Source organism: Yersinia antarctica (genome assembly GCF_056636475.1).
Window position 1 is genome coordinate 1,633,477 of the sequence record NZ_JBSJQF010000001.1, and the last position, 24,138, is coordinate 1,657,614.

The following is a 24,138-nucleotide window of genomic DNA, read 5'->3' on the forward strand; positions in this document are numbered from 1 at the left end:
ATATATGCTGCAAGTGAATGAACTTGATCAATATTACGGTGGCAGCCATATCTTGCGTGGTTTGTCATTCGAGGCTGCGATAGGTGAGGTTACTTGCTTATTGGGCCGTAATGGCGTTGGTAAAACGACATTACTCAAATGCTTGATGGGACTGGTGCCGGTCAAAAACGGTAGCATTACATGGGAAGGTAAAAATATTAGCCATCAGTCACCACACCAACGGGTGAAAGGAGGCATTGCTTATGTGCCACAAGGTAGAGAAATTTTCCCCAGATTAACGGTTGAGGAGAACATTCTATTGGGGCTTTCTCGTTTTCCCGGCGCCCAGAGCAAGTTAGTACCTGAAAGTATTTATCAGTTATTCCCAGTGTTACAAGAAATGAAACATCGCCGTGGTGGGGATCTATCTGGTGGGCAGCAGCAGCAGTTGGCGATTGGGCGCGCATTGGCTTGCCAGCCTCGTTTGCTCATTTTGGATGAGCCAACTGAGGGAATTCAACCTTCGGTTATCAAAGAGATAGGTATAGTTATCAAAAAACTGGCTGTTCAAGGGGATATGGCTATCTTGTTGGTTGAGCAGTTTTATGATTTTGCCGCAGAGCTGGCGGATAACTATTTAGTGATGTCCCGTGGCAAAATTATCCAGCGTGGCCACGGCACTGATATGGAGTTAGACGGTGTCCGTGGCCTGGTTGCTATCTGATAGGCTCTTATGGGAGGCGGGTATCCTCGATGGGCAGTGAATCGAATGCCCCCCATTGCGCCCAAGAACCATCATAGAGTGATACTGATGGTGCGTTTAATGCCGCCAGCCCCAAAGCTACCACTGCGGCTGTTACGCCAGAACCACAGCTGGTAATAATGGGCTTGGTTAAATCCACGCCTTGAGCGGCAAAAATACGTGCCAGTGCTTGTGGCGATTTCAAATTACCATTTTCTACCATGCTCCCCCACGGGACATTAATACTGCCGGGGATACGGCCAAGGCGCAGACCAGGGCGAGGCTCAGGCTCTTGGGCTTTAAATCTGTTGGCTGGCCGAGCATCTATAATTTGTACTTCACTATTTCCCAGTACGGCGACAACCTCATCAACGTTTTTGACCGCAGCACTATTGAAAGCCACATTGAACACTTGCGGGGTTGATTTTGCCTGGCCGCTTTCTAATGCATAGCCCGCTTGCCGCCATCCGTTGATACCACCGGCCAATATACGCACATTTTTGGCACCAAAAGTACGGAACGTCCACCAAACGCGTGGTGCGGAAAACAGGTTACCGTCGTCATAAATCACTAAAGTATGTTGCTCACTTACCCCTAATTGACCAACCCTCTCACTGAATTCCTGTGGCGATGGCAGCATATGTGGCAATTCAGTACTGTGGTCTGCAATTTCATCAATATCAAAGTAAACGGCTCCCGGGATATGCCCTTGCTCGAACTCAGCCTGAATGTCTCTTTTAGGTATCAATCCCGGCGGTGACATTCTGGCATCCAGAATAACGATATCGGCATCATTAGCATGTTCTGCCAGCCATTGTGCTGTAACCAGAAAAGGTGAGTTCATAGCAAGTTACCTGTCAACATTATAAAGGAGCGATGGGATTTATCGCTTCATCTTGATGCCCACTATATAACGAAATTACGCTATTGAAACCCCGACTTGCTCATGATGCGTGACGCTTCGCATTTATTGAAATTTATTATTCAATAAATTACATAATGAAAATATATAATTAATTAATTGAATTTGGAATTCAATCTGTGAACTACATTCTGATAGAAATATCCTGCTTGTGTAAGCTTTCATTAGCTTGACCCTTTTCTTCGTAGCGCCTCGCAAAAATAACTTTTAATTTCATATTGACTTGATAGTGAAATTTTAATTTCGTATAACCAGTGGCAAGTAAAGCTACCTTATCGGGGCTTTAATTTATAAACAGGTAAGGGGAATAAAATGAAAAAAGTTCGAATTGGCCTTATTGGTACTGGTTATATCGGCCGTTGCCACGCCATTGCTTACGCGCAGGTTGCGACTGTTTTTCCACTCAAGGGTCAGCCAGTATTAGAGATGTTGGCAGAAGTGACTCCTGAATTGGCTCAAAAACGTGCTGCAGAATTTGGTTTTTCCCGATCTACCTCCCATTGGCGCGAACTGGTTGCCGATCCTGATATTGATGTGGTGGATATTTGTGCACCAAATTTCTTGCATAAGGAGATGGCTCTAGCAGCAATTAGCCACGGCAAACATGTTTATTCAGAAAAGCCACTGGCGCTGAGTGCTGCCGATGCTAAAGAAATGGTCGATGCTGCACGTGCAAAAGGGGTAAAAACGTTGGTGGGTTTCAATTATATGAAAAATCCAACGAGTCAGTTAGCGCGAGAAATTATTGCAAACGGTGAGATTGGTGAGGTCGTGCATTTTTATGGTACTCATAATGAAGATTATCTGGCTGATCCACTCACACCTTTGGACTGGCATTGTACCAAGGCGCAGGCAGGTCTGGGGGCCTTGGGGGATTTAGCCGCACACATTGTTAATATGGCTCATTATCTGGTCGGCGATATCACCCGTGTCTGTGGCGATATGCAAACTATCATCAGACGGCGCCCTGACCCGAAAGATCCCTCATCGCTTCTTGCGGTGGAGAATGAAGATCAAGCCAGTGCATTGGTGCATTTTAGCAATGGTGCTATGGGGACCATAGAAACTTCACGGATTGCTTGTGGCCGTAAAATGGGGCTGACATATGTAATCACCGGCACTAAAGGTGCGATCAGTTATTCTCAAGAACGCATGGCGGAATTACAGCTCTATCGCCATGATGATCCACAGGCCAGACAAGGGTTTAAAACATTACTTATAGGGCCACAGCATCCAGACTATGCGGCTTTTTGTGTCAGTGCAGGACATGGTATTGGATTTAACGATCAAAAAACGGTTGAGATCCGCGATTTGATTAACGGCATTGCTGCCGATGACCGTATGTGGCCGGATTTTGAAGAAGGTTGGAAAGTATCGAAAGTATTGGATGCTATTGCCGTTTCTGCCGAGGAACGATGCTGGGTAAATGTCTTAACAGATTGACCATTCTGCTACAGCTAACATTTTTAATTTCTACAATGTCAATGCGAAGAGAGGTTATCTAATTCTCAGATTTACATAGCACCTTAAGTTAGTTAGTGGTGAGCATCATTTAGCTGATACTGGCCCGAATTAGGCCATGTATGAGTTTTAAATATGCCCACTGCTGACACTAAACGTAATAATCACGCGACAACTACTGCTCATTATCTTAGTGAGCAGCAACGGGCAAAGGTAAAGCAGTTGTCCCGTTCTTGGCTATGGCGTCTGGAGATCCCTACTTGGATATTGATCGGTGTCATTTACACTGGGTGGTTTGTTGGTGTTATTCATTGGCAGCAATTAGGGCCAGTGATGGGAAGTGTTCTGCTGATCTTGTTGAGTGCGTGGTATATGTCTTTGCAACATGAGTTGATTCACGGCCATCCAACCCGTTGGCGGAGGGTAAATCAGCTATTTGGAACTTTGCCACTGGCGGTATGGTACCCCTATGGCCTTTATCGTGATTCTCATATTCAACATCACCGCGATGAGGATTTGACTCACCCAGAAAAAGATCCAGAGTGCTATTACTACACGGCAACACAATGGCAATACTTCCACATATTACTCAAAGGTATTATACGTGCGAGTAACACCTTTGTGGGGCGGCTAGCCCTCGGGCCATCACTAGACATCATTAATACTCTTCGCAGCGCAGCCCGGGCTTTTATTTCCGGCGATCGCTCGGCCATATTCATGTGGCTGATTCATTTAGGGCTACTTTACGGGTTACTTCACTGGATGGCAGGCTATGGTATTTCTGCCGTTTTCTACCTACTGGCGATTAGCTATCCGGCACTTAGTCTGACTAAAGTAAGATCTTTTTTTGAACATCGTGCAGCGCCAGAGAGTTCGGCGCGCTCAGCCTTGAATGAAGCTGCATGGCCATGGCGTCTGTTATTTCTAAACCTCAATTACCACTTGGTGCATCATGATTTGCCAGCCTTACCTTGGTACGGGTTACGCCAGATTTATCTGGAAAACCGCGTTCAATATCAGCAGCGCAGCGGGCAATTTGTCGTGAACGGCTATACTCAATGGTTTGACGCATTTGCTTTTACTGCGTTGGAAATAGAAGTACACCCATTTTACGATTGCGAGAATAAAACTGTTGCGGCAGAAGAGCGGTATGGTGTGATTAAAAGTAGTAGCCAGCATTCTGAATCAACCTAAATCAGCCCGCTGAGGTTAAAACGGCTATGGATTCAGGTGAAAAAATTCTTAGCGATCTCTTCTGTTATTTGAAAATTGCTGTTGTTATATACAGTATTTAATGTAATCTTAACTGAAAATTTTGCTGTTACAACACAGCTTAAATACTTAGCTATCAAACTGTTACGTATTATAGATACAAACCTACAAGCCTAATGTAACGCTAATAATATATTTAATATCAATTGGTTATTTGGTTTGTTTTGGACTAAATCTAATATGGTTACTCATCTGTTAAAGATGTCTTGGCCGCACACCCTGTAAACATTCAGCTACTACAAGTATGCAAGAATGAACGTTAACTCACCCTTGAGCACATGAGAGGTAAGCATGGCAATGACCCTAACCCGTGGCCGGATTTTTGCATTGGCGGCAATGGTGCTAACGGCATCAACCGGTATATCACAGGCCGCAGATACTGTCCGAGTTGGCTCAAAAATTGATACTGAAGGTTCATTGCTGGGCAATATTATTGTGCAGGTACTGGATGCTAACGGGATAAAAACCACCAATAAATCACAGTTGGGCACCACCAAAGTAGTGCGTGGTGCTATCACTGCGGGTGAGATTGATATTTACCCTGAATATACCGGTAATGGGGCTTTTTTCTTCTCGGATGAAAAAGATCCCGCTTGGAAAAATGCGAAAGCAGGCTATGAAAAAGTCAAAGCGTTAGATTACGAGAAGAACAAACTGGTGTGGCTCTCACCTGCTCCAGCGAACAATACATGGACCATTGCAGTACGCCAGGATTTAGCCCAAGCGAATAACTTGAAAACGCTGGAGGATTTGGGGAAATGGATTAATGCTGGTGGTAAATTCAAATTAGCGGCCTCCGCCGAGTTTATTGAACGGCCAGATGCCTTGCCTGCTTTCCAGCAAGCTTACGGCTTTAAATTGAATCAAGACCAATTGTTATCATTAGCCGGTGGTGACACTGCGGTGACGATTAAAGCTGCGGCAGAACAGACCTCTGGTGTTAATGCTGCCATGGCGTATGGCACTGATGGCCCGGTTGCTGCTTTAGGCTTACAAACACTCGAAGACACTAAGGGTGTGCAACCTATTTATGCGCCGACGCCGATCATTCGTGAGGCCACACTGAAAGCGCATCCAACGATACCTGCTTTACTCAATCCTGTATTTGCTACCCTTGATGGGCCGACGCTACAAAAACTGAATGCCCGCATTGCGGTTGAAGGTCAGGATGCGAAAAAAGTGGCAGCTAATTATCTGAAAGAGAAAGGGTTTGTTAAAGGATAGTGGTGGGTGTCAGAGATGGCGCTGTAGGCATCTGATTTATAGCGCTATCAAAGAAACAGGTCACTCGTTATTACAACAAAGGTTACCTGTCATGGAGATGGATTTTTATGGCTGTCAAAAACCGGGTCCTGCTAGTACTGGCTATTTTATTGGTTTTATCAGGTGCTGGGCTGTCTTTTGTGAGCCATGCACCTAACCGATTGATTTCCGGGCAAGGGATCTCGTTGTTATCGCTGATAAGTGGATCAAATGGGGCAGTGCTAATTCCTATTCTGATCCTGCTTATTTTTGCGTTCTTAAAACAAAATATCGTGCTGTATTGGCTAACAGTATTATTTGCCGAGTTGCTGCTTTTGGGTTTGTTGTTATTGGCTGGCACGACCGCCATACAGCTTGCCGGAGGTGGCGAGAGTCTGGCACGTACCTCATTAGGTGGAGGGTTCTGGCTGATGAGTGGGATGAGTCTATTGATTGCCGTCGATAGCTTATCTCGTGCCATTGTTAACCCTGTGTGGCGCAGTGTGGCTAATGTCTTACTGCTTCTGCCGGTAGTGATATTGCTCATGATGGGGCAGTTGGATCAACTATCGTTAATGAAAGAGTACGTTAACCGGCAAGACGTATTTAATGATGCGCTATGGCAACATCTTCAGATTTTACTCGCAACATTGATACCCGCCACCCTTTTGGGGGTCCCACTCGGCTTACTCTGTTTTCGTTCTCGTCATTTTCAAAGCACCATTTTTTCGACATTGAATATTATTCAAACCATTCCATCTATTGCCTTATTTGGCCTGCTAATTGCACCTTTAGCGGGGCTGGCTGCGGCTCTTCCCTGGTTGGCAGAGCATGGTGTCAGCGGTATCGGCCTGGCCCCGGCTATTGTCGCGTTGGTGCTTTATGCATTGTTGCCATTAGTCCGTAATGTGGTCGCAGGGCTAGAGTCGGTGCCTGACAGTGTTGTCGAGTCGGCCCGAGGTATGGGGATGACTCGCAGCCAGTTGTTCTTTCAGGTGCAAATACCTATTGCGATGCCACTTATTTTATCCGGTATCCGCATTGTCGCGGTACAAACAGTAGGGCTGGCTGTCGTGGCTGCATTGATTGGTGCGGGTGGGTTAGGAGCGATTGTGTTCCAAGGTTTGCTTAGCAGCGCATTGGATCTCGTGCTGCTTGGCGTTATCCCCGTGATTGTGATGGCGGTTGTGGTTGATTCGCTGTTTAAATTTATGGTTATTTTTATGGATACTTCACGTCGATGATTCATTTCCATCAGGTAAGTAAATATTTTGCCGGTAAACGAGCGGTCGATAATCTGACGTTGCAGATAGCCAAGGGTGAGTTTACTGTACTCATCGGTACCTCTGGCTCCGGTAAATCGACCACATTAAAAATGATTAACCGCCTTATTGAACATGATGAGGGGGAGATTCATTTTGCTGGTGAAGAAATTCGTAACTATAAACCTGAAGATATTCGGCGGCGGATGGGATATGCCATCCAATCGATAGGTTTATTTCCACACTGGACGGTGGAGCGCAATATTGCCACTGTGCCACAGTTGTTGAAATGGCCCCAGGACCGTATTTGCCAACGCGTCATTGAATTACTTGAGCTACTGCATCTGGAACCAGAACAATTTCTCCACCGCTATCCTCATCAATTGTCTGGTGGGCAGCAACAGCGTGTCGGTGTCGCTCGTGCCTTGGCAGCAGATCCTGAAGTCTTATTGATGGATGAGCCCTTTGGCGCGTTAGACCCGGTGACGCGCTCGGCACTCCAGTTTGAAATTACCCGTATTCATCAATTATCGGGTCGGACTATCGTGCTGGTGACTCATGATATTGATGAGGCGTTGAGTCTGGCTGATCGCATAGTTCTGATGGATGAAGGCCGAGTCATTCAGCAGGGAACGCCTCTTGAAATGCTAGCTCAACCCGCCAATGATTTTGTTCGTGATTTCTTTGGTCGTAGTGATCTCGGAATTAAGCTGTTATCACTGGGGTGGGCTGAACAACGGGTCAGGCGCGGTGAAACGTTGATAGGGCCGCCGATTCTCGGTACTACCAGCCTGCGCGAGGCGCTTTCCCTGTTTGTGTCTCGTCAGACCGATAAACTGCCGGTGGCTGATGAATATGGGCAATCACTAGGTGTGCTTTATTTTGCTGATTTGGTGGCAGATAAGGGGAGCGTGTGAAACCTGATACCGCTCATACCCGTGATACGGCCCATACTTATAAGCCAACAAAGAAAGCGTTTAAATGGGTAGTGTCCGATGTACTGCGCTGGCTAAAAGACCCTCTGTGCTGGGCGCTGCTGCTGTTGACCGGTTTGGTTTTTGGTATGACCTCTCTACACGGTTTCTTTGCCGCGTTATTTCCTGATCTCGATCGGCCTGTCTACCTGCAAGATACATTCTGGTCACTGGTGGTTGCTCATGTCTTATTGGTGCTGGTTTCCAGTGTTATCGCTGTTTTGATAGGAGTGATTGCGGGTATTGCTGTGACACGTCCCATGGGGAAAGAGTTTCGCTCAGTGGTGGAAACCGTTGTTGCTATGGGGCAGACTTTTCCACCGGTGGCGGTGCTGGCTATTGCCGTACCGGTGATGGGATTTAGTGAAAAACCCGCCATTATCGCTTTGGTGCTTTATGGTTTATTGCCGATTTTACAAGGAACCATCACCGGTATCGAGTCTGTCTCCCGCGGCATTCATGAGGTGGCAGAAGGGGTGGGAATGAGTGCCAGGCAGATTTTGTGGCAGGTTGAATTGCCACTGGCAGCACCTATTATCGTTGCAGGTATCCGAACCTCGGTCATTATCAATATAGGTACTGCCGCAATAGCATCAACTGTTGGGACGAAAACCTTGGGTTCTCCGATCATTATCGGACTTAGCGGTTTTAATACGGCTTACGTTATCCAGGGGGCGGTTGTGGTCGCACTATTGGCTATTATTACGGATATGATTTTTGCTCGTTGGGCCAGGCGGCTGTCACGTTGGCGGGAATTACAATCTCTTCCGATAGACCGGCACGATTAATGTTTTGGCTGTTTTGCGCTCTGATTAGTAACAGGTGCCTATGCTAATTTCACTTCCTATGTATGGTGTCGAGCCGCAGGATGTTTTGCCTTTTTGGCGGTTATTATCGCAACAACTGCACCGTCATGGGGTTATAGGGGTATATGGTGCTCCAGGGATAAGTGATCAACTCATCTGGCCTACTGATTTACTGCAACATTGGCGTGATCCTAATTTGCTGTTGAGCCAAACCTGCGGTTTTCCTCTAGTGACGTTATTGCAACAGCAGGTGCAATTGATTGGGGTATTTAGCTATCAATCACCTTACTGTTCGGGGGAATATTACCGTAGTTTGGTTGTGGTCCGTGCTGATGAAAAAGGCCAACAACTGGCAGATTTTCGCCATAGAATAGTTGCCTATAACAGTATGGATTCTCAGTCTGGATACAATGCACTACGTGCTTTAATTGCACCATTGGCGATCAATGGGCATTTTTTTTCTCACAGTTTGGCCTCTGGCGGGCATTATCATTCGATCTCGATGATCCAACAGCGACAGGCCGATATTGCCGCAATAGATTGTGTCAGTTTTGCACTATTACAGCGGGCCAATCCCTCAGCCGTTGCCGGATTAAAAATAATAGCGCAAACCGACGCGGCTCCTGGTCTGCCACTTATCACTTCATTGTCAACTTCAGCACAACAGCTTACCCAGATCCGCCAGGCTATTACGGCTACCGTTAATTCTCCTGAAGCCACGTCTGCCAAAGATAGGTTATTAATAAAATCATTTAGTGTTTTACCAATTTCGGCTTATGACGTAATTAGAAAGATGCAAGAAAAAGCGTTCTCTGCAGGAGTAATAACACTTTGATAAGACGTGTTATTAGTGTGAGTAAACAAGCCAAGCTCCTGCTGAAGCAATCGCTGAGATAAGCACTTTACTGTTCAGTACACGAGGCAGTCATTGCCCCGTGTATGGCTCAATAGAAAAACTAAGTGATATCAATTACAACAAGCCGCCACCTTCAACATCAATCACGCTACCGGTCATAAAACTGTTTTCCAGCAATAACACAAAGGCACCCGCAATATCAACCGGTTGGCCGACTCGACCGACAGGTAGTGAGGCTGCCATTTTTGTAAACATAGCCTGTCGCTGCTCATTACTCATACTATTATAAGCTTCAGTGGCGGTTACGCCTGGGCTGACTACATTGACCCGTCGTGGGGCCAGTTCTTTGGCTAACTGCTTACCGACTGCTTCCAATGCAGCATTAATAGCTGTTTTGATGAACTGGCCGCTGACAAACTTACGTGACAACAAACCTGACGTCAGGGTTATCGAACCCTGTTGGTGCAGATAAGGTAAAGCTGATTGTATCGCCCGCAGTGCTCCCCACAGTTTTACATCAAAATTTTCCTGAGCTTCGCTTAAAGAGGTGTCCGCCAAAGCGTGTGCTTGCACCGCAGGCCCGGCGGTAATAACCAAGTGATCAAAGGCTCCGATCTGTGCAAACAGACGCTTGAGTGATTCTGCATCAGTCATATCAGCAGATAAGCGGCACATAGCACTATCGTGATCGATAGATTGTGAGCCTGCCGAACGGCGCGAAACCAAGACGACTTTGGCACCTCGACTGATGGCGGCATAAGCCACGGCTGCGCCAATACCCCTGTTGCCCCCAAGAATAACCAGTTTTTGTTGATTGAGTGGAGAACTGAATTGATGCTGAGATAACGTTGTGATGTCCATAATGAGTCCTGTATTTAAATAAGGGTTTCACTCTTCATCTATAGTCATCTATTGAAAGTTGTCTAACAATCGACTAAAAAGACAATCACCTGTAAAGGAAATTTACTAATGATCTCATTTAGTGATCTGGATGTTTTTGTTCGAACGGTTGACTGCGGTAGTTTGTCTGAAGCTGCTCGTCGGCTCGATATCACACCCGCAGCAGCCAGTATTGCGGTAAAACGCCTGGAGTCTCAACTGGGTGTGCGTTTGTTGGTCCGCTCAACTCGCAGTTTGCGCCTAACAGAAGCAGGGGCCAGCTATCTTGATAGTGCACGTATTGCGTTAGGGGCATTAGTTGAGGGAGAACAGGCAATTCAGAAAAAAATGACGGGCTTATCTGGAGTATTACAACTTTCAGCCCCTTCAGACTTTGGCCGTAATTTATTAGTCGATTGGTTGAATGATTTCAAACAACAACATCCGCATATTCAATTGCATTTGTTACTCAACGACCGCCACGCTGATCTTTTCCGCGAACCGGTAGATATTGCTTTGCGTTTCGGGGTGCCTACCGATTCCAGCTTGGTGGCATTGCCCGTTCTAACTCAACATCGGCGTATGTTATGTGCCAGCCCTGCCTATCTTGCCCGTTACGGCGTGCCGCAGACACCAGCTCAATTGGCCGACCATCATTCGGCGTTATATCAGCGCAATGGTCGACTTTATAACCAATGGCGGTTAATGCGACAGGGGGAAGAACAAGAGGTAACGATGTCCGGTGAATACGTCAGTGATGATGGTGAGATAGCGCGACGTTGGGCACTGGCGGGGTTGGGTATTGCCAATAAGGCTGCTATTGATGTAGTCGATGATATCCGGTCAGGGCGTTTGGTTCAGGTATTGCCAAGCTGGCAGGGCGAAGTCTTACCCTTAAATCTATTGTGCCCCCACCGCTCGCAGGTGTCAGAGCGGGTCAGGGGTTTACAGACTTTTTTGCAACAACGATGCCGCGATTGGATGGGCGCTTACGGTGATTCCTGACCATTGTTGGATAAGCCCGCAGGGCCAATATCAGACAGTGCGCCAATTCCCAAACGAAATGCAACAAAGTGACCCACCGGTCAGGTACGGATAAAATAGCCGTATTGACCCTGTCGGAGACCCTGTTGCATGAAGGGAAAACATTTGACTCAGCATGAGCGCTTTTACATCGAAAAACGAAAAGCTGAAGGCGTTAATCAGTCCTGCATTGCCAGAGAACTGGATGTCTCTCGCTCTACCCTGAGCCGGGAGCTCAGGCGTAATACGGACCCCGCTTTCAACGGACTTTACTCCTCCAGACGCGCTGATGCCTTAGCCAGACAACGGCGGGGCGCCACCTCGGCACACAATGCCTGTTTCCCTCTGGGCCAGCAGACACAAGACTTTCTCCGGCAGGCGCTGGCTGTACATACCTCCCCTGAGGTTATCTGTGGGAGACTGAAAATCCAGTTTGATATCGCCGTCAGCAAAAATACCCTCTACCGCTATATCCGTTCGGACAGACAGGCTGGCGGTAAGCTTTACCTTCAGTTCCCTCACCGGGGTAAACGCTATCGCTATGATACGGGTGAGCCCGGACGCACGCCCATCCCGGACAGGGTTGGCATTGAGCACAGGCCTGCTGAGGCTGAACTCAAACAGGTTCCCGGGCATGTTGAAATCGATACGATTTTTGGCAAAGACCAGAAGTCATTCCTGCTGACGGTCGTGGACAAAGCCACAAAGCAGGTCATTATCCGTAAACTCCCCAATAAGTGCGCTGAGAGCGTCGTGGAAGCGTTCAGGGACATCGTGGCGAATACTTTCTGCGAGTTTAAAACCCTGACGGCAGATAACGGACCCGAGTTTGCGAAACATAAGGACATCACTCAGGTAACGGGCGCAAAGGTTTACTTTGCCCGGCCTTATCATTCCTGGGAGCGGGGGTTGAATGAGCATACCAACGGTCTGATACGGCGGTTTTACCCGAAAGGAACCGATTTTAATGGCGTCAGCGATGAAGATATTGCGAGACTGGAGCACATCCTCAACACTCGGGGGCGCAAATCTCTGGAATACAGCTCACCGAATGAGGTATTTTTAGAGTATCTACTCGCTGCATAACGCATGATGGTTTGTTGCGTTTCGTTCGGGAATGGGGCGTGGGGAGGATTCGGTCGTTTCAGTTTCATGTGGGGTGGTTGAACGAGTATAGATGTTCAACCCGGCGAGAAAAACGCCACCTAATGAACTCAGTGCCATTATCGCAATCAGGATAATGAGTGCTTTTCTTAGCATAATTTTTTCACTTTTTATCGAAACAGAGGGAATTATAATCTGTTCACTGAATGAAACAACCATGTTACATGGTTGATGCATCTATATTCTGGATAAAATAAACACGTCGGCCGTTGCAGCTTAACGAGGCTTAAACAGAAATTTCCCCAATGTGACCAATATTACCGCAGAAACAATCACCGCTAATGCACACCATTCAGTAGTTGATAAACTTTCACCGGCAAAGCCAATACCGAGCAACACCGCAACAACCGGGTTCACATAGGCATAACTGGTGGCGACCGCCGGGCGCACATTTTTTAGCAAGAACATATAAGCGCTAATGGCGAGCATTGAGCCGAAAACAATCAGGTAAAGTAACGAGAGAATGCCACCCATGGTCGGCATTTGTTCCAGTTGTTCACCACTTAGCGTACTGGCAAGTAACAACACCACACCTGCAACCAGCATCTGTGCGGCACCGGACATGGCACCACTGGGGAGCGCCAGCCGTGAAGCCCAGACCGAGCCAAATGCCCAACTGGCTGAGGCCAATAATATCAACATTGCCCCCACCGGATTACCTAATAAGTTGCTACCAGTATTGAGCAAGATGATACCTACCAACCCGAGAGCAATCCCAGACCATTCCAGTTTTGTGTTACGCATCCCCCATAACATACTGAAACACAAAGTGAATAGTGGAACAGTCGCCACCATGACGGCGGCAATCCCTGAGGGAACATGTTGATGTTCGGCGATGGTAACCAGCCCATTACCGATAGCCAATAATAAGATACCTATCGCACTGGCGCCCAGCCATTGGCGGAATGTGGGCAGGGCGTGACCACGAATGGCTAAAAAGCTGAACAGCAATACACCCGCAATCAGGTAACGTAAGCCAGCCATCATCAATGGGGGCCAGCTCTCTACCCCGATACGTATGACCAGGTAAGTCGAACCCCAAACGAAGTATAAAGTGAAAAGTGAACCAACCAGCAACCACAGATTACGGCTATTTTGCTTAAGCATAATTATTCAATAAAAAAGGGAGCGGTGAAACATCGAGGTATCAGTAAACATGAGAATAGCTGCCATTAGCAAAGGTTTTTATCATTTTTTTACGTTTTAATTTTTCGTCTGAAATTTACGCAAAAACAGTGAGTTATTCTTGAATATAATAACTGATGAGTTAATAAACAACTGATAGTTTCAGTGCTTCCCATGCAAGCTAAGGTTGCTTCAGGCATGATGCATAAAATCCGATACTTATATTGTTAATTATTAGATAAGGTGAATTACTTATGACATCAACAGCTTTGCCAATCACTCGCCGGTTTGATTTTCGAACACTAAATCCGGTGCGGAGATACGCCGGGTTGATGGTGCTATTTATTTTGCTCGCAATCCCGTTTGCCGATGCAGCGCAGAGTAATTCGCTAAACAGTGACTATGCTTTTTTGTCTGCCAGTGAATTGCAGCATAACCAGCAGAGTATTGCGCAAAATCAGGCGCCAAAGGAGACCATACGGGCTTACCAGCAGTTATTACAGCAGGCGGATAAAGCGCTGCAACGGCCCGATCAAAGTGTCACAGACAAGAGTATTGTGCCGCCCAGTGGTTCGAAACATGATTATCTCAGTCTTAGTGCCTACTGGTGGCCTGATAGCCAAAAAAGTGATGGGTTACCTTGGATGCGCAAAGATGGGCAGATAAATCCGGCCAGTAAAAATGCGGATAGCGACGGGGTGCGTCTGGCTGATTTTACCGCTCAGGTACAGGCGTTGACGCTGGCCTGGTATTTTTCTGGCCAGCAGAAATATGCTGATAAAGCGATTAGCATGATTCGAACCTGGTTTATCAACCCGCAAACGCGCATGAACCCGAACCTCGATTATGCTCAGGGCGTGCCGGGTATTGCTGCGGGACGTAGCACTGGTATTTTGGATGGGCGCTACTTTGCCACTCGTATTGTCGATTCACTGATTATGTTGCGGCAGAATAAACGTTGGACGGCGCAAGATGAAAAGCAGATGCAACAGTGGATGACGGAATACTTACACTGGCTACAGCACAGCCCGGCAGGTAAAAAAGAGGCGGCGGCGCAGAATAATCACGGTAACTGGTACACAGTCCAGGTGGCTGGAATTGCCTGGTATTTGCAACAACCACAACGGGTTACCGAGATGGCTGAATTATTGAAAACCAAACTGGATACTCAACTCGCTGCGGAAGGCTCGCAACCCCTGGAATTGGCGCGGACCCGTTCTTTTCATTACAGTTATTTCAGTTTGCAGGCGGCGACGCTGATGGCGCAGTTGGCGGATAAAGTGCAAATCGACTTGTGGCGTTATCAAACACCGAATGGCAGTAGTTTGATTAAAGCGCTTGATTTTATGGCTCCCTATTCTGATGAACAGACAAAGTGGCCCTATCGCAGTCTTGATCACATGGGAGTGCGGTTGGTACCACTGATGGTTCAGGCAGATAAAGCGCTAGGCGAGAATCGCTATCAGCGGTGGATCAAACAAGCCGACTTTACTGTTATGCCGAGCAAGGAAGGGGCGAAGCGCAAAGGGGCGGTAACTGAAGCGCGGCGAGATATCTGGTTATTGGCCGTGACTACTCAGCAAAGTGAATAGTTAATTAGAGTATAAATAACAAAAAAAGCCGGGAGTTATCCCGGCGTAATAACAGGTAATAAATTCACAATGAAGCATTCAAACAGTAAATTAATGAGGGTCATACTAAGGCGAAAAATTTAGAACTGATAAACCAAACCAACCGCAACAACGTTGTCAGTATTAAGTTTCAGTTTATTATCATCACTCAACTGGTTAATTTTATAATCAACATAGGTGGACATGTTTTTATTGAAGTAATAAGACGCACCGATATCAACATATTTAACCAGATCAGTATCACCGATCCCTTCGATATCTTTCCCTTTAGATTGAACATACGCCAGCGATGGTTTCAAACCGAAATCAAATAAATATTGTGCCACTAATTCTACGTTTTGAGTTTTATTAGCAAAACCACTTACACCAGTTGACACATTATTAATGGTTGCCGTACCTGAGATAGGGGTCATATTACGGGTTTCAGCATAGGTTGCGGCCAAATAAACACCGTTGTCATCATATTTCAGACCCGTTGTCCAAGCATCAGCTTTATCGCCTTTACCAAAGTTGCCGTTCTTCTGCGCCGTAGTTCGGTTAGAAGAAGCATATGCAGCAGCCACGCTCACGCCAGCACCAATTTCATAACTGGAAGACAAACCGAAACCGTCGCCATTTTGTTTGGTGGCATCTGCGCGGCCGTTATTGCTATCGGCTTCGCTGCCATTTTTGCCTTGGTATTGTAGCGAGAATTTCAGCCCATCAACCAGACCGAAGAAATCAGTGTTGCGATAAGTAGCCACACCGGTAGTACGACCGGTCATGAAGTTATCGGTTCTGGTGTAGCTGTCGTTACCGAACTCAGGCAACATATCGGTCCAGGCTGCCACGTCATATAACACACCGTAGTTACGGCCATAATCGATTGAACCTAATTTGCCGTAACGTAAACCAGCAAAAGCTAAACGTGTCTTATTGTCTTTTGTTTCCTGGCTTTCTGCGTAGTTAGCGGCAATGTTATATTCCCACTGGCCATAACCGGACAGTTGGTCAGTAATTTGGGTGGCACCTTTAAAACCAAAACGCACGTAAGATTTATCGCCGTCACTTTTATTATTATCAGAAAAGTAATGCAGTGCTTTGACTTTTCCGTATAAATCAAGTTTATTACCGTCTTTGTTATAAATTTCTGCTGCATGTGACGTAGTGGCAACTAATAAAGCCGGTACCAGGATTGCCAGAAGATTACGTTTCATATTTTTGCCCTGTTTCTCTTATTTAAAAAGACGCGAGTAGAAGATTTTTTTGCTGTATTCAATATCTATCTGAATTCGGCCAGCGCAGAATTTTTACCGCATCTGTGTGATATATTTATGACAAATCATAAATAACTGCGACATTGCGTAAATTTCATCACGCGGTGATTTGCCAGGTCAGAGGATTTCAGCTACTACGGCGGTGCTTTCGGGCTGACGCCAGCGTTGTGGTGTGGGACAATAGGGCAACACTCAGTTTAGATAAGATATGCATGGCGTTGTCCCCGGCAGTAAAAGAACAAATCAGTCAGTGGTATAAGGCTCTCCAGCAGCAGATCCCGGATTTTATCTCCCGGGCACCGCAGCGCCAGATGATCGCCGAAGTGGCGAAAACGCTGGCCGGTGGTGCTGGCCGTCATTTGGCTATTGAGGCGCCGACCGGTGTTGGCAAAACGCTGTCTTATCTGATCCCTGGCATTGCAGTCAGCCGAGCAGAAAGCAAACCATTGGTGGTGAGCACCGCTAATGTGGCTTTACAGGATCAGATTTACAGTAAAGACTTGCCGCTATTGAAGAAAATTATTCCCGACCTTAAATTTACCGGTGCTTTCGGGCGTGGGCGATATGTGTGTCCACGTAATCTGGCGGCTATGTGTACGGATGTTTCTGGCCAAGGGGATTTATCGCTGTTTCTCGGCGATGAATTGGCCCCCGCCAATGGTGAGGAACAAGCAACTTGTCTGACGCTGTCTAAGCTACTGAGCAGCCATGTCTGGGACGGGCTGCGTGACCATCATCAGTTGGCGCTTAGTGATAGCCTGTGGACTAAATTGAGTACCGATAAGGCGAATTGCCTTGGGCGTAACTGCCATTATTATCGTGAGTGTCCGTTCTTTATTGCGCGCAAAGAAATCGAAAGTGCCGATGTTGTGGTTGCCAACCATGCATTAGTGATGGCTGCATTGGAAACTGAATCGGTGCTACCCAATCCGAAAGAATTACTGTTGGTATTGGATGAAGGCCACCATTTGCCTGATGTAGCGCGCGATGCGCTAGAAATTGAAGGTGAGATCACCGCGTTCTTTGCCAATATGCAGTTGGATATGATTGTGCGGCTGGTGGATCAATGCATGGTGCAATATCGGCCTAAAAATCCGCCTGGTTTAGCGAATCCAGAGCGCTTGAAAGACCATTGCGAGCAGTTGCGCGAGCTGATGTTGAGTGTGGAACAACAAGTCAGTCAACTGCTTCCTGCCGATGCCAATCCGGCGGTGTACCGTTTTGAAATGGGTGAGTTACCGGGGAGTTTGACAGAAGATTGCGCCAAATTATTCAAACTGACCGATGCTTTGCGCGGTTTGGTCGAATTTGTACTGAACGATTTGAGTGAGCAAACCGGTAAGCACGATATTGTGCGTCTGCATCGCGCCATCCTGCAAATGAGCCGTACACTGGGTTATCTGGAGGCCATGAGCAAACTTTGGCGGCTTGCGGCAATGGAAAAAGCCTCGAATGCGCCGATATCCAAATGGGTAACCCGTGATTATCGCGAGAATCAAACGCACCTCTATTTCCACTGTGTTGGCATCCGTGTCAGTGACCAGCTAGATAAAATGTTATGGCGCAAAGTCCCCCATGTGATTGTGACTTCAGCGACATTACGTTCACTCAACAGCTTTGCCCGCTTGCAGGAGCTCAGTGGCCTGAGTGAGAAGGCCGGCGACCGGTTTGAAACACTGTCATCCCCGTTTAACCATATTGAACAGGGGAAGTTGATTATTCCCAAAATGCGCTTCGAGCCAACTATGGCCCATGAAGCTGAACATCTGGCTGAAATGGCGCAATTTTTCCGTGCGCAGCAGGCCAGTGGGCGGCATAAAGGAATGTTGATTTTGTTCAGTAGTCATCGGGCGATGCAAACCTTTCTCAGCCATGTGACCGATCTGCGTTTGATGCTGTTGGTGCAGGGGGACCAACCCCGTTACCGACTGGTGGAAGAGCACCGTAAGCGGGTCAATAACGGTACTGCCAGTGTATTGATTGGTCTGCAATCATTTGCTGAAGGGTTGGATTTGAAAGGTGAATTGTTGACCCAGGTTCATATTCACAAAATTTCGTTCCCACCGATTGATAGCCCGGTGATTCTCACTGAAGGGGAGTGGCTGAAGTCGTTAAAACGTTATCCGTTTGAAGTGCAAAGTTTGCCAAGTGCCTCGTTTAATCTGATCCAACAGGTTGGTCGTTTGATTCGTAGTAATCAATGCCACGGTGAGATCGTTATTTACGATCGGCGTTTATTGACTAAGGGTTATGGTTCACGATTGTTGGCGGCACTACCGGTCTTCCCAATTGAACAACCGGAGATGCCGGCGGAGGTGATTATGCCGGCTGCGGTAATAAAAGCCCCGGCGAAGGCGGCGGTAAAAAGAGGGCGGCGGAAACGGACTGTTTTATAAGTATGTTTTCTTTATTCATTAAAACGATATGTTTTCGCGAAGACCAAAACACTCGGTATTCTGTTGAGATAAAAGGCCGGCATCACCGGCCTTAACCTTTAGTTAAACAGTCGGAGTACGTGATCTAGAATTAACGAAGACAATGTAAAGTCTGGATCGGCGAAAGTAACCCCCTGAGCGCCCAAATGAGAGAACAAAGGCAATGTTAGTGCTGGTAGCACGCATAAAAGCAGCCCGTTAATACCACTGGCGATAAGTGCTCCACGGAACCCCCCCGTCGCATTGCCAAAAATAGCGGCTGCACCGCCGGTAATAAAACTGGCCATAATGCCTGGTACGATAATGGGCAATCCAATAAATGGGAAGATAAGGATACAAACCAGCTCGACGGAAAAACTCATCAAAAATCCGATTAGTGTCGCATTAGGTGCTTTGGTAAATAGCACCATAACATCAACGGCAGGTACAGAGCCTGGTGCAAATACTCGCGCGAAGCCTTTAAAGGCAGGGACGATTTCAGCGGTAAATAAATTAACTCCAGCCTTAGCTAAATAGAGTCCGCATGTAAAAATAGCCGACTGCTCCAAGATGAAGATAATCACATTTTTATCAGCAGCACCGGCCCCATAAACCAATTTCATTGCATCTGTAATCTGCGGTTGTGTCGCAAAAATACAAGATATCAATAACAAAATTAACATGGTTAATAGTGTGGCAATATTGGGTTCGCGCAGGAAATCAAACTTATTACTGATTTTAATGTTTTCAGTATCAGAGTTTTTATTACCGAACCATTTCCCCATGTAAGATCCTATTACGTAAGAGGAAATTGCGGCATGGGAAATAGCATACTCATTTGAACCAATGATTTCACGACTGAATCGGCTAAGAATATAGGGTGATACGGCCATATAAAAACCAATAATAATTGTGGCGATAATAACTATTGGATAATGGCTGTAGCCCAGTTGCATAAGCACGGCAGTCAATGCAAAAGCCATAAATAAAACAAGGTGTAATGATAAATAGATAAATTTGAACCGGGTAAATCTTGCCAACAGAATGTTGAGTATCATAGAAAATAGCAGAATAAGTGCTGCTGTTGCACCAATTTTATCAATTGTTGCCGCCATGATAGCTTCATTACTGGGTACGACACCGACAATATTAAATGCACTGGAAAATAGTGTGCTGAATGCCGTAAGTACCTTCATTAAAATACTGCCACCGACTTTTATCATCGTAAACCCGATAAAAGAGAGGAAAGTACCGGTAATTAAACGAGAAACAGATGCTTTTTGAAAGAGTAAACCTAAAAATGCCACAATGGCAATTATTACTGCTGGCGTTTTTACTAAACTAAGCAATATATCCAACTTACCACCTCACCCCGAAGATATGCATATCGTAAAATATGTTTTTATTAACATTTTTATGACAAATGATGTTGTCACAAATAAAGTATCCCTTTAATGCTAAAAGTTATTCGAGCTGCGCATCACATATTTAAAACATAATTCCATTTTATATGGAATGCTATTTTAATTTTGTTTTTATTGTGTTCTGAATTTGTTGTGAAAATGCATATAAATACAGTGAAAACTGTTTTCATCTGAAATCTTTTTCTATGCGTATAAATCCAATGACTAAGATTATATAAGCCGCTGGTGAGCTGACTCTAACAAGTCATGCCTGGCAGTACCTCCGGTGTAAATTGCTGGTTATTGGTTAGCGGCAACGTTTACTGTTATCGACATGTTTAGCAGGCAGGGGTAAAGCAGAATGAAACAGCTAATGGCAGAGTTTATTGGCACTTTCTGGCTGGTGTTAGGCGGGTGTGGTAGCGCAGTATTGGCTGCAATGTTCCCGGTGGCGGGTATTGGATTTTTGGGGGTGGCATTGGCGTTCGGGCTGACTGTCGTCACGATGGCGTATGCACTGGCGGCATGTCTCAGGTGCGCATTTTAACCCGGCAGTGTCACTCGGTTTATGGGTGGGTGGGCGTTTCTCTGGCGCACAATTAGTGCCTTATATTGTAGCGCAAGTGCTGGGGGGGCTGGCCGGGGCCGCCATTTTGTATTTAATCGCCAGTGGCAAAGCCGGGTTTGATGTTAGTGCCGGGTTCGCCAGTAATGGTTTTGGTGTTCGCTCGCCGGGGGGATATAACTTACAAGCGGTACTGGTGGCTGAAGTGGTTCTTACCATGGGGTTTGTGATGGTTATCATGGGGGCGACCGATAAACCTTCTCATGCAATTGCAGCGCCGTTGGCTATTGGGCTATGTCTTACACTGATCCATTTAATCAGTATTCCAGTGGATAATACTTCGGTAAATCCTGCACGTAGTACCGCTGTGGCTATTTTTGCCGGTGGAATAGCATTGCAGCAGTTATGGGTATTCTGGCTGGCCCCGTTGGTAGGAGGAGCCTTAGGTGGCGCTATTTATCGGGTATTGTTTAGCCCACCGGAAGAGTTAAACAAACCACTGTAGTTTGCCTGTCACTGCCGCAAGTTGTTCTGGCAGTGGCGGGTTTCACCCGCTAGCCTACCATCAGTACGACTCATCTCTATTAGCCGCACAGTTCTAATTATTTTGGGTATCGATATCACTATTAGTGATAAAGTTTCAGCAATAAGTTACCTGATTTATGTTTAACCGCGACGGACAGGGGAAATGCCGCACCATGGATTACAGTAAAATTATTAAAGAGATTGGGCGCGGTAAGAATCATGCGCGTGATCTGGAAAAGTTTACCGCTTATGAACTGTATAAAGTCATGTTGGCAGGGCAGGTCCCCGAGTTGGAGCTAGGGGAGATCCTGATAGCCTTTCGTATTAAAGGTGAATCCGAACAGGAGATTCTGGGCTTTTATCAGGCGATGCAAGAACAGGTGATGCCACTACGCGCGCCAATGGATTATCCACTCCCCGTGGTGATCCCAAGTTATAATGGTGCACGCAAACAGGCTAATCTGACCCCGTTATTGGCATTATTACTTTCACGCCTAGGGTTACCGGTGGTGGTACACGGCGTGACTGAGGACAGCAGCCGGGTAACCAGTGCCGAGATTTTCCAGCAACTGAATATTCCGTGGTCACTTGATGCCGCTGAAGCCCAACAACGGCTTGATAGCGGGTTGCCGGTATTTATCCCTGTATCAGCATTATCGACTCAATTAGACCAACAATTACAGTTACGCTGGCGGATGGGGGTTAGAAATAGCAGTCACACATTGGCGAAACTGGCAACACCGTTTATTCACGATAATGCATTGCGTCTTGCCAGTGTTTCGCACCCAGAATATATGCAAAAAGTCGGCGGCTTCTTTCAGGCGATCGGCGCACCGGCACTGCTACAGCAAGGGACCGAAGGGGAGGTTTATGCTAACCCATCGCGTTGCCCACCAATTCATTACATCAATGGGGGGGAACAGCAAATTTTACTGGATCGCCAGTTAGAGCAGGGCGAACTGGTGTTACCCTCGTCGAAAGATGCCGCCATAACGGCCCGCTGGATTGAAGGTTGTTTGGCTGGTGAATGGCCTATTCCTGATGCTATCCAAAAACAGTTAGCATGTTGTCTGGTGGCAGTCGGGCGGGCTGATACCCTCGAGCATGCGCTGCAACAGATTGAGACTATGTGAGTTTTTGCGCGAGCAACGGGGTAAAGTGGTATCAGAGAGTGGCACTGAACTAAGCCCATTTATTCTGAGTAAATCGTGGTGATGACATCAAATGAAGTCGCCTACCGATAGGATTCGCTTTTATTTTGATGGCAATACCCACCACCCGTTCTGCGGCAATTTATGCTATCTTACGCGCCAGAAAATGCCGATCAGAGAGCCAGACGATGGAAAACAAAAAAATATTCCCCAAAGAAAAAAGCGGATTGCATCCCCGAAATCGTCATCGCTCACGCTATGATTTTGATGCTCTTTCAGTAAGTTGCCCGGAGTTAGTTCCTTTTCTGGCAGCTACCGCCTATGGTGATATTTCTATCGATTTTGCCGATCCTCTGGCGGTCAAAATGCTCAACCGGGCATTGCTGAAGCATTTCTACGGTATTGAATATTGGGATATTCCAGCTGACTTTTTATGCCCACCGATCCCAGGTCGTGCTGACTATGTGCACCATCTGGCCGATTTATTGGCCAGTTGTAATGACGGGGTTATCCCGCAGGGTAGAAATATTGCGCTGCTGGATATTGGCGTCGGTGCCAACTGTATTTATCCGATTATTGGTCAGCGGGAATACGGCTGGCGTTTTACCGGGACTGACATTGATCCGCAAGCACTCAGTGCGGCAAAAATGGTGGTGTCAATGAACCCGACGCTGAAAAACACCTTGCGACTTAAACAGCAAAAAGACTCACAAGCTATTTTCGACGGTATTCTGGCGGTGAATGAACGTTACGATGCCACACTATGTAATCCGCCGTTCCATGCCTCCGCAGAAGAGGCCGCAGCAACCACGCGTCGCAAGTTGCACAAACTGGGTAAAAGTGAAGTTGCCGCTAAACCGGTACAAAACTTTGGCGGGAAAAATAGCGAATTGTGGTGTGAAGGTGGAGAAGAAGGGTTCGTTAGTCGCATGGTGGCAGAGAGCGCAACTAAGGCGCAAAACTGTTTTTGGTTCACTTCATTGATCTCGAAGAAGACCACCTTACCGGCAATCTATCATGCCCTGCGCTATGCCAACGCCGTTGAGGTCCGCACCATTGATATGGCACAAGGGCAAAAAGTCAGCCGGTTTGTGGCATGGACGTTCCTGACGCCGGAGCAGCAGGCGGCGTGGAAAGTTGAACGTTGGTAATACCCTTCGTCCTTGACGCCGCAGGGGTGTTGGCTGCGCGCACTTACCCGAATCACTGACTTGAGTCAGCTCATCGGGGTGCGTTTACTGGCCGCCTACCTGCAACGTCAATGACTTTGGGTATGTCCTTCTTCGTCCTTGACGCCGCAGGGGTGTTGGCTGCGCGCACTTACCCGAATCACTGACTTGAGTCAGCTCATCGGGGTGCGTTTACTGGCCGCCTACCTGCAACGTCAATGACTTTGGGTATGTCCTTCTTCGTCCTTGACGCCGCAGGGGTGTTGGCTGCGCGCACTTACCCCAATCACTGACTTGAGTCTGTAATATCTATGGGC

General features: G+C 46.9%; 20 protein-coding genes and 1 pseudogene. 15 read left to right on the plus strand and 6 right to left on the minus strand.

Features of this window, described 5'->3' with window-relative positions:
• Positions 1-4 precede the first annotated feature (4 nt).
• On the plus strand, positions 5-703 hold the full coding sequence (gene urtE / locus ACWJJO_RS07570; protein ID WP_083159478.1) for an urea ABC transporter ATP-binding subunit UrtE: 699 nt from the start codon (positions 5-7) through the stop codon (positions 701-703).
• 7 nt (positions 704-710) lie between these two features.
• Here the strand turns inward: urtE and sseA are convergent, their stop codons facing one another.
• Positions 711-1,565, minus strand: coding sequence for a 3-mercaptopyruvate sulfurtransferase (gene sseA / locus ACWJJO_RS07575; RefSeq protein ID WP_420073811.1), 855 nt, complete (start codon positions 1,563-1,565; stop codon positions 711-713).
• 390 nt (positions 1,566-1,955) lie between these two features.
• On the opposite strand from sseA, the gene ACWJJO_RS07580 reads away from it, so the two are divergent.
• From ACWJJO_RS07580 to ACWJJO_RS07610, 7 genes are all read left to right on the plus strand, one after another.
• Positions 1,956-3,086, plus strand: coding sequence for a Gfo/Idh/MocA family protein (locus ACWJJO_RS07580; protein ID WP_083159474.1), 1,131 nt, complete (start codon positions 1,956-1,958; stop codon positions 3,084-3,086).
• A 153-nt stretch (positions 3,087-3,239) separates the two neighbouring features.
• Positions 3,240-4,298: a fatty acid desaturase gene (locus ACWJJO_RS07585; protein ID WP_083159472.1), complete on the plus strand. Its 1,059-nt coding sequence runs from the start codon at positions 3,240-3,242 to the stop codon at positions 4,296-4,298.
• A gap of 369 nt (positions 4,299-4,667) precedes the next feature.
• Positions 4,668-5,600 carry a glycine betaine ABC transporter substrate-binding protein OsmF gene (gene osmF / locus ACWJJO_RS07590; protein WP_083159470.1) on the plus strand — a complete coding sequence of 311 codons (933 nt, stop codon included), beginning with the start codon at positions 4,668-4,670 and terminating at the stop codon, positions 5,598-5,600.
• Positions 5,601-5,707: 107 nt separating this feature from the next.
• Positions 5,708-6,862, plus strand: a complete 1,155-nt coding sequence (locus ACWJJO_RS07595) for an ABC transporter permease (RefSeq protein WP_083159468.1) — start codon at positions 5,708-5,710, stop codon at positions 6,860-6,862.
• Positions 6,859-7,797 carry an ABC transporter ATP-binding protein gene (locus ACWJJO_RS07600; RefSeq protein ID WP_481090874.1) on the plus strand — a complete coding sequence of 313 codons (939 nt, stop codon included), beginning with the start codon at positions 6,859-6,861 and terminating at the stop codon, positions 7,795-7,797. Before ACWJJO_RS07595 ends, ACWJJO_RS07600 begins: the two co-directional genes overlap by 4 nt.
• Before the next feature lie 146 nt (positions 7,798-7,943).
• Positions 7,944-8,642 carry an ABC transporter permease gene (locus tag ACWJJO_RS07605; RefSeq protein ID WP_372569866.1) on the plus strand — a complete coding sequence of 233 codons (699 nt, stop codon included), beginning with the start codon at positions 7,944-7,946 and terminating at the stop codon, positions 8,640-8,642.
• Positions 8,643-8,700: 58 nt separating this feature from the next.
• Positions 8,701-9,495 (plus strand): phosphate/phosphite/phosphonate ABC transporter substrate-binding protein, encoded by a 795-nt coding sequence (locus tag ACWJJO_RS07610; RefSeq protein ID WP_481091569.1) that lies wholly within the window; start codon positions 8,701-8,703, stop codon positions 9,493-9,495.
• A gap of 135 nt (positions 9,496-9,630) precedes the next feature.
• On the opposite strand, the gene ACWJJO_RS07615 is transcribed toward ACWJJO_RS07610, so the two are convergent.
• Positions 9,631-10,377: an SDR family oxidoreductase gene (locus tag ACWJJO_RS07615; RefSeq protein ID WP_083159462.1), complete on the minus strand. Its 747-nt coding sequence runs from the start codon at positions 10,375-10,377 to the stop codon at positions 9,631-9,633.
• 108 nt (positions 10,378-10,485) lie between these two features.
• On the opposite strand from ACWJJO_RS07615, the gene ACWJJO_RS07620 reads away from it, so the two are divergent.
• The gene (locus ACWJJO_RS07620) at positions 10,486-11,400 is read left to right on the plus strand and encodes a LysR family transcriptional regulator (RefSeq protein ID WP_481090875.1); all 915 of its coding nucleotides are present in this window, start codon (positions 10,486-10,488) and stop codon (positions 11,398-11,400) included.
• A 129-nt stretch (positions 11,401-11,529) separates the two neighbouring features.
• Positions 11,530-12,504: an IS30 family transposase gene (locus tag ACWJJO_RS07625; RefSeq protein ID WP_481090876.1), complete on the plus strand. Its 975-nt coding sequence runs from the start codon at positions 11,530-11,532 to the stop codon at positions 12,502-12,504.
• On the opposite strand, the gene ACWJJO_RS07630 is transcribed toward ACWJJO_RS07625, so the two are convergent.
• Together ACWJJO_RS07630 and yedA are read right to left on the minus strand one after the other, a co-directional pair.
• Entirely contained in the window at positions 12,490-12,678 is a 189-nt protein-coding gene (locus tag ACWJJO_RS07630; RefSeq protein ID WP_481090877.1) for a hypothetical protein, read from the minus strand. The two genes, ACWJJO_RS07625 and ACWJJO_RS07630, sit on opposite strands and share 15 nt — an antisense overlap.
• Positions 12,679-12,798: 120 nt before the next feature.
• Positions 12,799-13,689 (minus strand): drug/metabolite exporter YedA, encoded by an 891-nt coding sequence (gene yedA / locus ACWJJO_RS07635; protein WP_083159458.1) that lies wholly within the window; start codon positions 13,687-13,689, stop codon positions 12,799-12,801.
• A 272-nt stretch (positions 13,690-13,961) separates the two neighbouring features.
• On the opposite strand from yedA, the gene ACWJJO_RS07640 reads away from it, so the two are divergent.
• Positions 13,962-15,299 carry an alginate lyase family protein gene (locus ACWJJO_RS07640; RefSeq protein WP_442821095.1) on the plus strand — a complete coding sequence of 446 codons (1,338 nt, stop codon included), beginning with the start codon at positions 13,962-13,964 and terminating at the stop codon, positions 15,297-15,299.
• Positions 15,300-15,418: 119 nt separating this feature from the next.
• Here ACWJJO_RS07640 and ompF2 read toward each other — a convergent pair whose 3' ends face one another.
• A complete protein-coding gene (gene ompF2, locus ACWJJO_RS07645) occupies positions 15,419-16,534 on the minus strand; it encodes a porin OmpF2 (RefSeq protein WP_372558412.1) in 1,116 nt (371 codons plus the stop codon).
• A 272-nt stretch (positions 16,535-16,806) separates the two neighbouring features.
• On the opposite strand from ompF2, the gene dinG reads away from it, so the two are divergent.
• Positions 16,807-18,990: an ATP-dependent DNA helicase DinG gene (dinG, locus tag ACWJJO_RS07650; RefSeq protein ID WP_442847985.1), complete on the plus strand. Its 2,184-nt coding sequence runs from the start codon at positions 16,807-16,809 to the stop codon at positions 18,988-18,990.
• Positions 18,991-19,088: 98 nt separating this feature from the next.
• Here dinG and ACWJJO_RS07655 read toward each other — a convergent pair whose 3' ends face one another.
• Positions 19,089-20,366: a PTS ascorbate transporter subunit IIC gene (locus ACWJJO_RS07655; RefSeq protein WP_083159450.1), complete on the minus strand. Its 1,278-nt coding sequence runs from the start codon at positions 20,364-20,366 to the stop codon at positions 19,089-19,091.
• 406 nt (positions 20,367-20,772) lie between these two features.
• On the opposite strand from ACWJJO_RS07655, the pseudogene aqpZ reads away from it, so the two are divergent.
• The 3 genes and pseudogenes from aqpZ (at position 20,773) to rlmF (ending at position 23,803) form a co-directional block, all read left to right on the plus strand.
• A pseudogene (gene aqpZ / locus ACWJJO_RS07660) lies at positions 20,773-21,481 on the plus strand (aquaporin Z).
• A 193-nt stretch (positions 21,482-21,674) separates the two neighbouring features.
• On the plus strand, positions 21,675-22,634 hold the full coding sequence (ybiB, locus tag ACWJJO_RS07665; protein ID WP_481090878.1) for a DNA-binding protein YbiB: 960 nt from the start codon (positions 21,675-21,677) through the stop codon (positions 22,632-22,634).
• A gap of 206 nt (positions 22,635-22,840) precedes the next feature.
• Complete coding sequence (gene rlmF / locus ACWJJO_RS07670) at positions 22,841-23,803, plus strand: 23S rRNA (adenine(1618)-N(6))-methyltransferase RlmF (protein WP_083163791.1); 963 nt, start codon at positions 22,841-22,843, stop codon at positions 23,801-23,803.
• Positions 23,804-24,138 lie beyond the last annotated feature (335 nt).

Coding starts and splice junctions, on each gene's coding strand:
- urtE (WP_083159478.1), top strand. CDS start 5: ATGCTGCAAGTGAATGAACTTGATCAATATTACGGTGGCAGCCATATC.
- sseA (WP_420073811.1), bottom strand. CDS start 1,565: ATGAACTCACCTTTTCTGGTTACAGCACAATGGCTGGCAGAACATGCT.
- ACWJJO_RS07580 (WP_083159474.1), top strand. CDS start 1,956: ATGAAAAAAGTTCGAATTGGCCTTATTGGTACTGGTTATATCGGCCGT.
- ACWJJO_RS07585 (WP_083159472.1), top strand. CDS start 3,240: ATGCCCACTGCTGACACTAAACGTAATAATCACGCGACAACTACTGCT.
- osmF (WP_083159470.1), top strand. CDS start 4,668: ATGGCAATGACCCTAACCCGTGGCCGGATTTTTGCATTGGCGGCAATG.
- ACWJJO_RS07595 (WP_083159468.1), top strand. CDS start 5,708: ATGGCTGTCAAAAACCGGGTCCTGCTAGTACTGGCTATTTTATTGGTT.
- ACWJJO_RS07600 (WP_481090874.1), top strand. CDS start 6,859: ATGATTCATTTCCATCAGGTAAGTAAATATTTTGCCGGTAAACGAGCG.
- ACWJJO_RS07605 (WP_372569866.1), top strand. CDS start 7,944: ATGACCTCTCTACACGGTTTCTTTGCCGCGTTATTTCCTGATCTCGAT.
- ACWJJO_RS07610 (WP_481091569.1), top strand. CDS start 8,701: ATGTATGGTGTCGAGCCGCAGGATGTTTTGCCTTTTTGGCGGTTATTA.
- ACWJJO_RS07615 (WP_083159462.1), bottom strand. CDS start 10,377: ATGGACATCACAACGTTATCTCAGCATCAATTCAGTTCTCCACTCAAT.
- ACWJJO_RS07620 (WP_481090875.1), top strand. CDS start 10,486: ATGATCTCATTTAGTGATCTGGATGTTTTTGTTCGAACGGTTGACTGC.
- ACWJJO_RS07625 (WP_481090876.1), top strand. CDS start 11,530: ATGAAGGGAAAACATTTGACTCAGCATGAGCGCTTTTACATCGAAAAA.
- ACWJJO_RS07630 (WP_481090877.1), bottom strand. CDS start 12,678: ATGCTAAGAAAAGCACTCATTATCCTGATTGCGATAATGGCACTGAGT.
- yedA (WP_083159458.1), bottom strand. CDS start 13,689: ATGCTTAAGCAAAATAGCCGTAATCTGTGGTTGCTGGTTGGTTCACTT.
- ACWJJO_RS07640 (WP_442821095.1), top strand. CDS start 13,962: ATGACATCAACAGCTTTGCCAATCACTCGCCGGTTTGATTTTCGAACA.
- ompF2 (WP_372558412.1), bottom strand. CDS start 16,534: ATGAAACGTAATCTTCTGGCAATCCTGGTACCGGCTTTATTAGTTGCC.
- dinG (WP_442847985.1), top strand. CDS start 16,807: ATGGCGTTGTCCCCGGCAGTAAAAGAACAAATCAGTCAGTGGTATAAG.
- ybiB (WP_481090878.1), top strand. CDS start 21,675: ATGGATTACAGTAAAATTATTAAAGAGATTGGGCGCGGTAAGAATCAT.
- rlmF (WP_083163791.1), top strand. CDS start 22,841: ATGGAAAACAAAAAAATATTCCCCAAAGAAAAAAGCGGATTGCATCCC.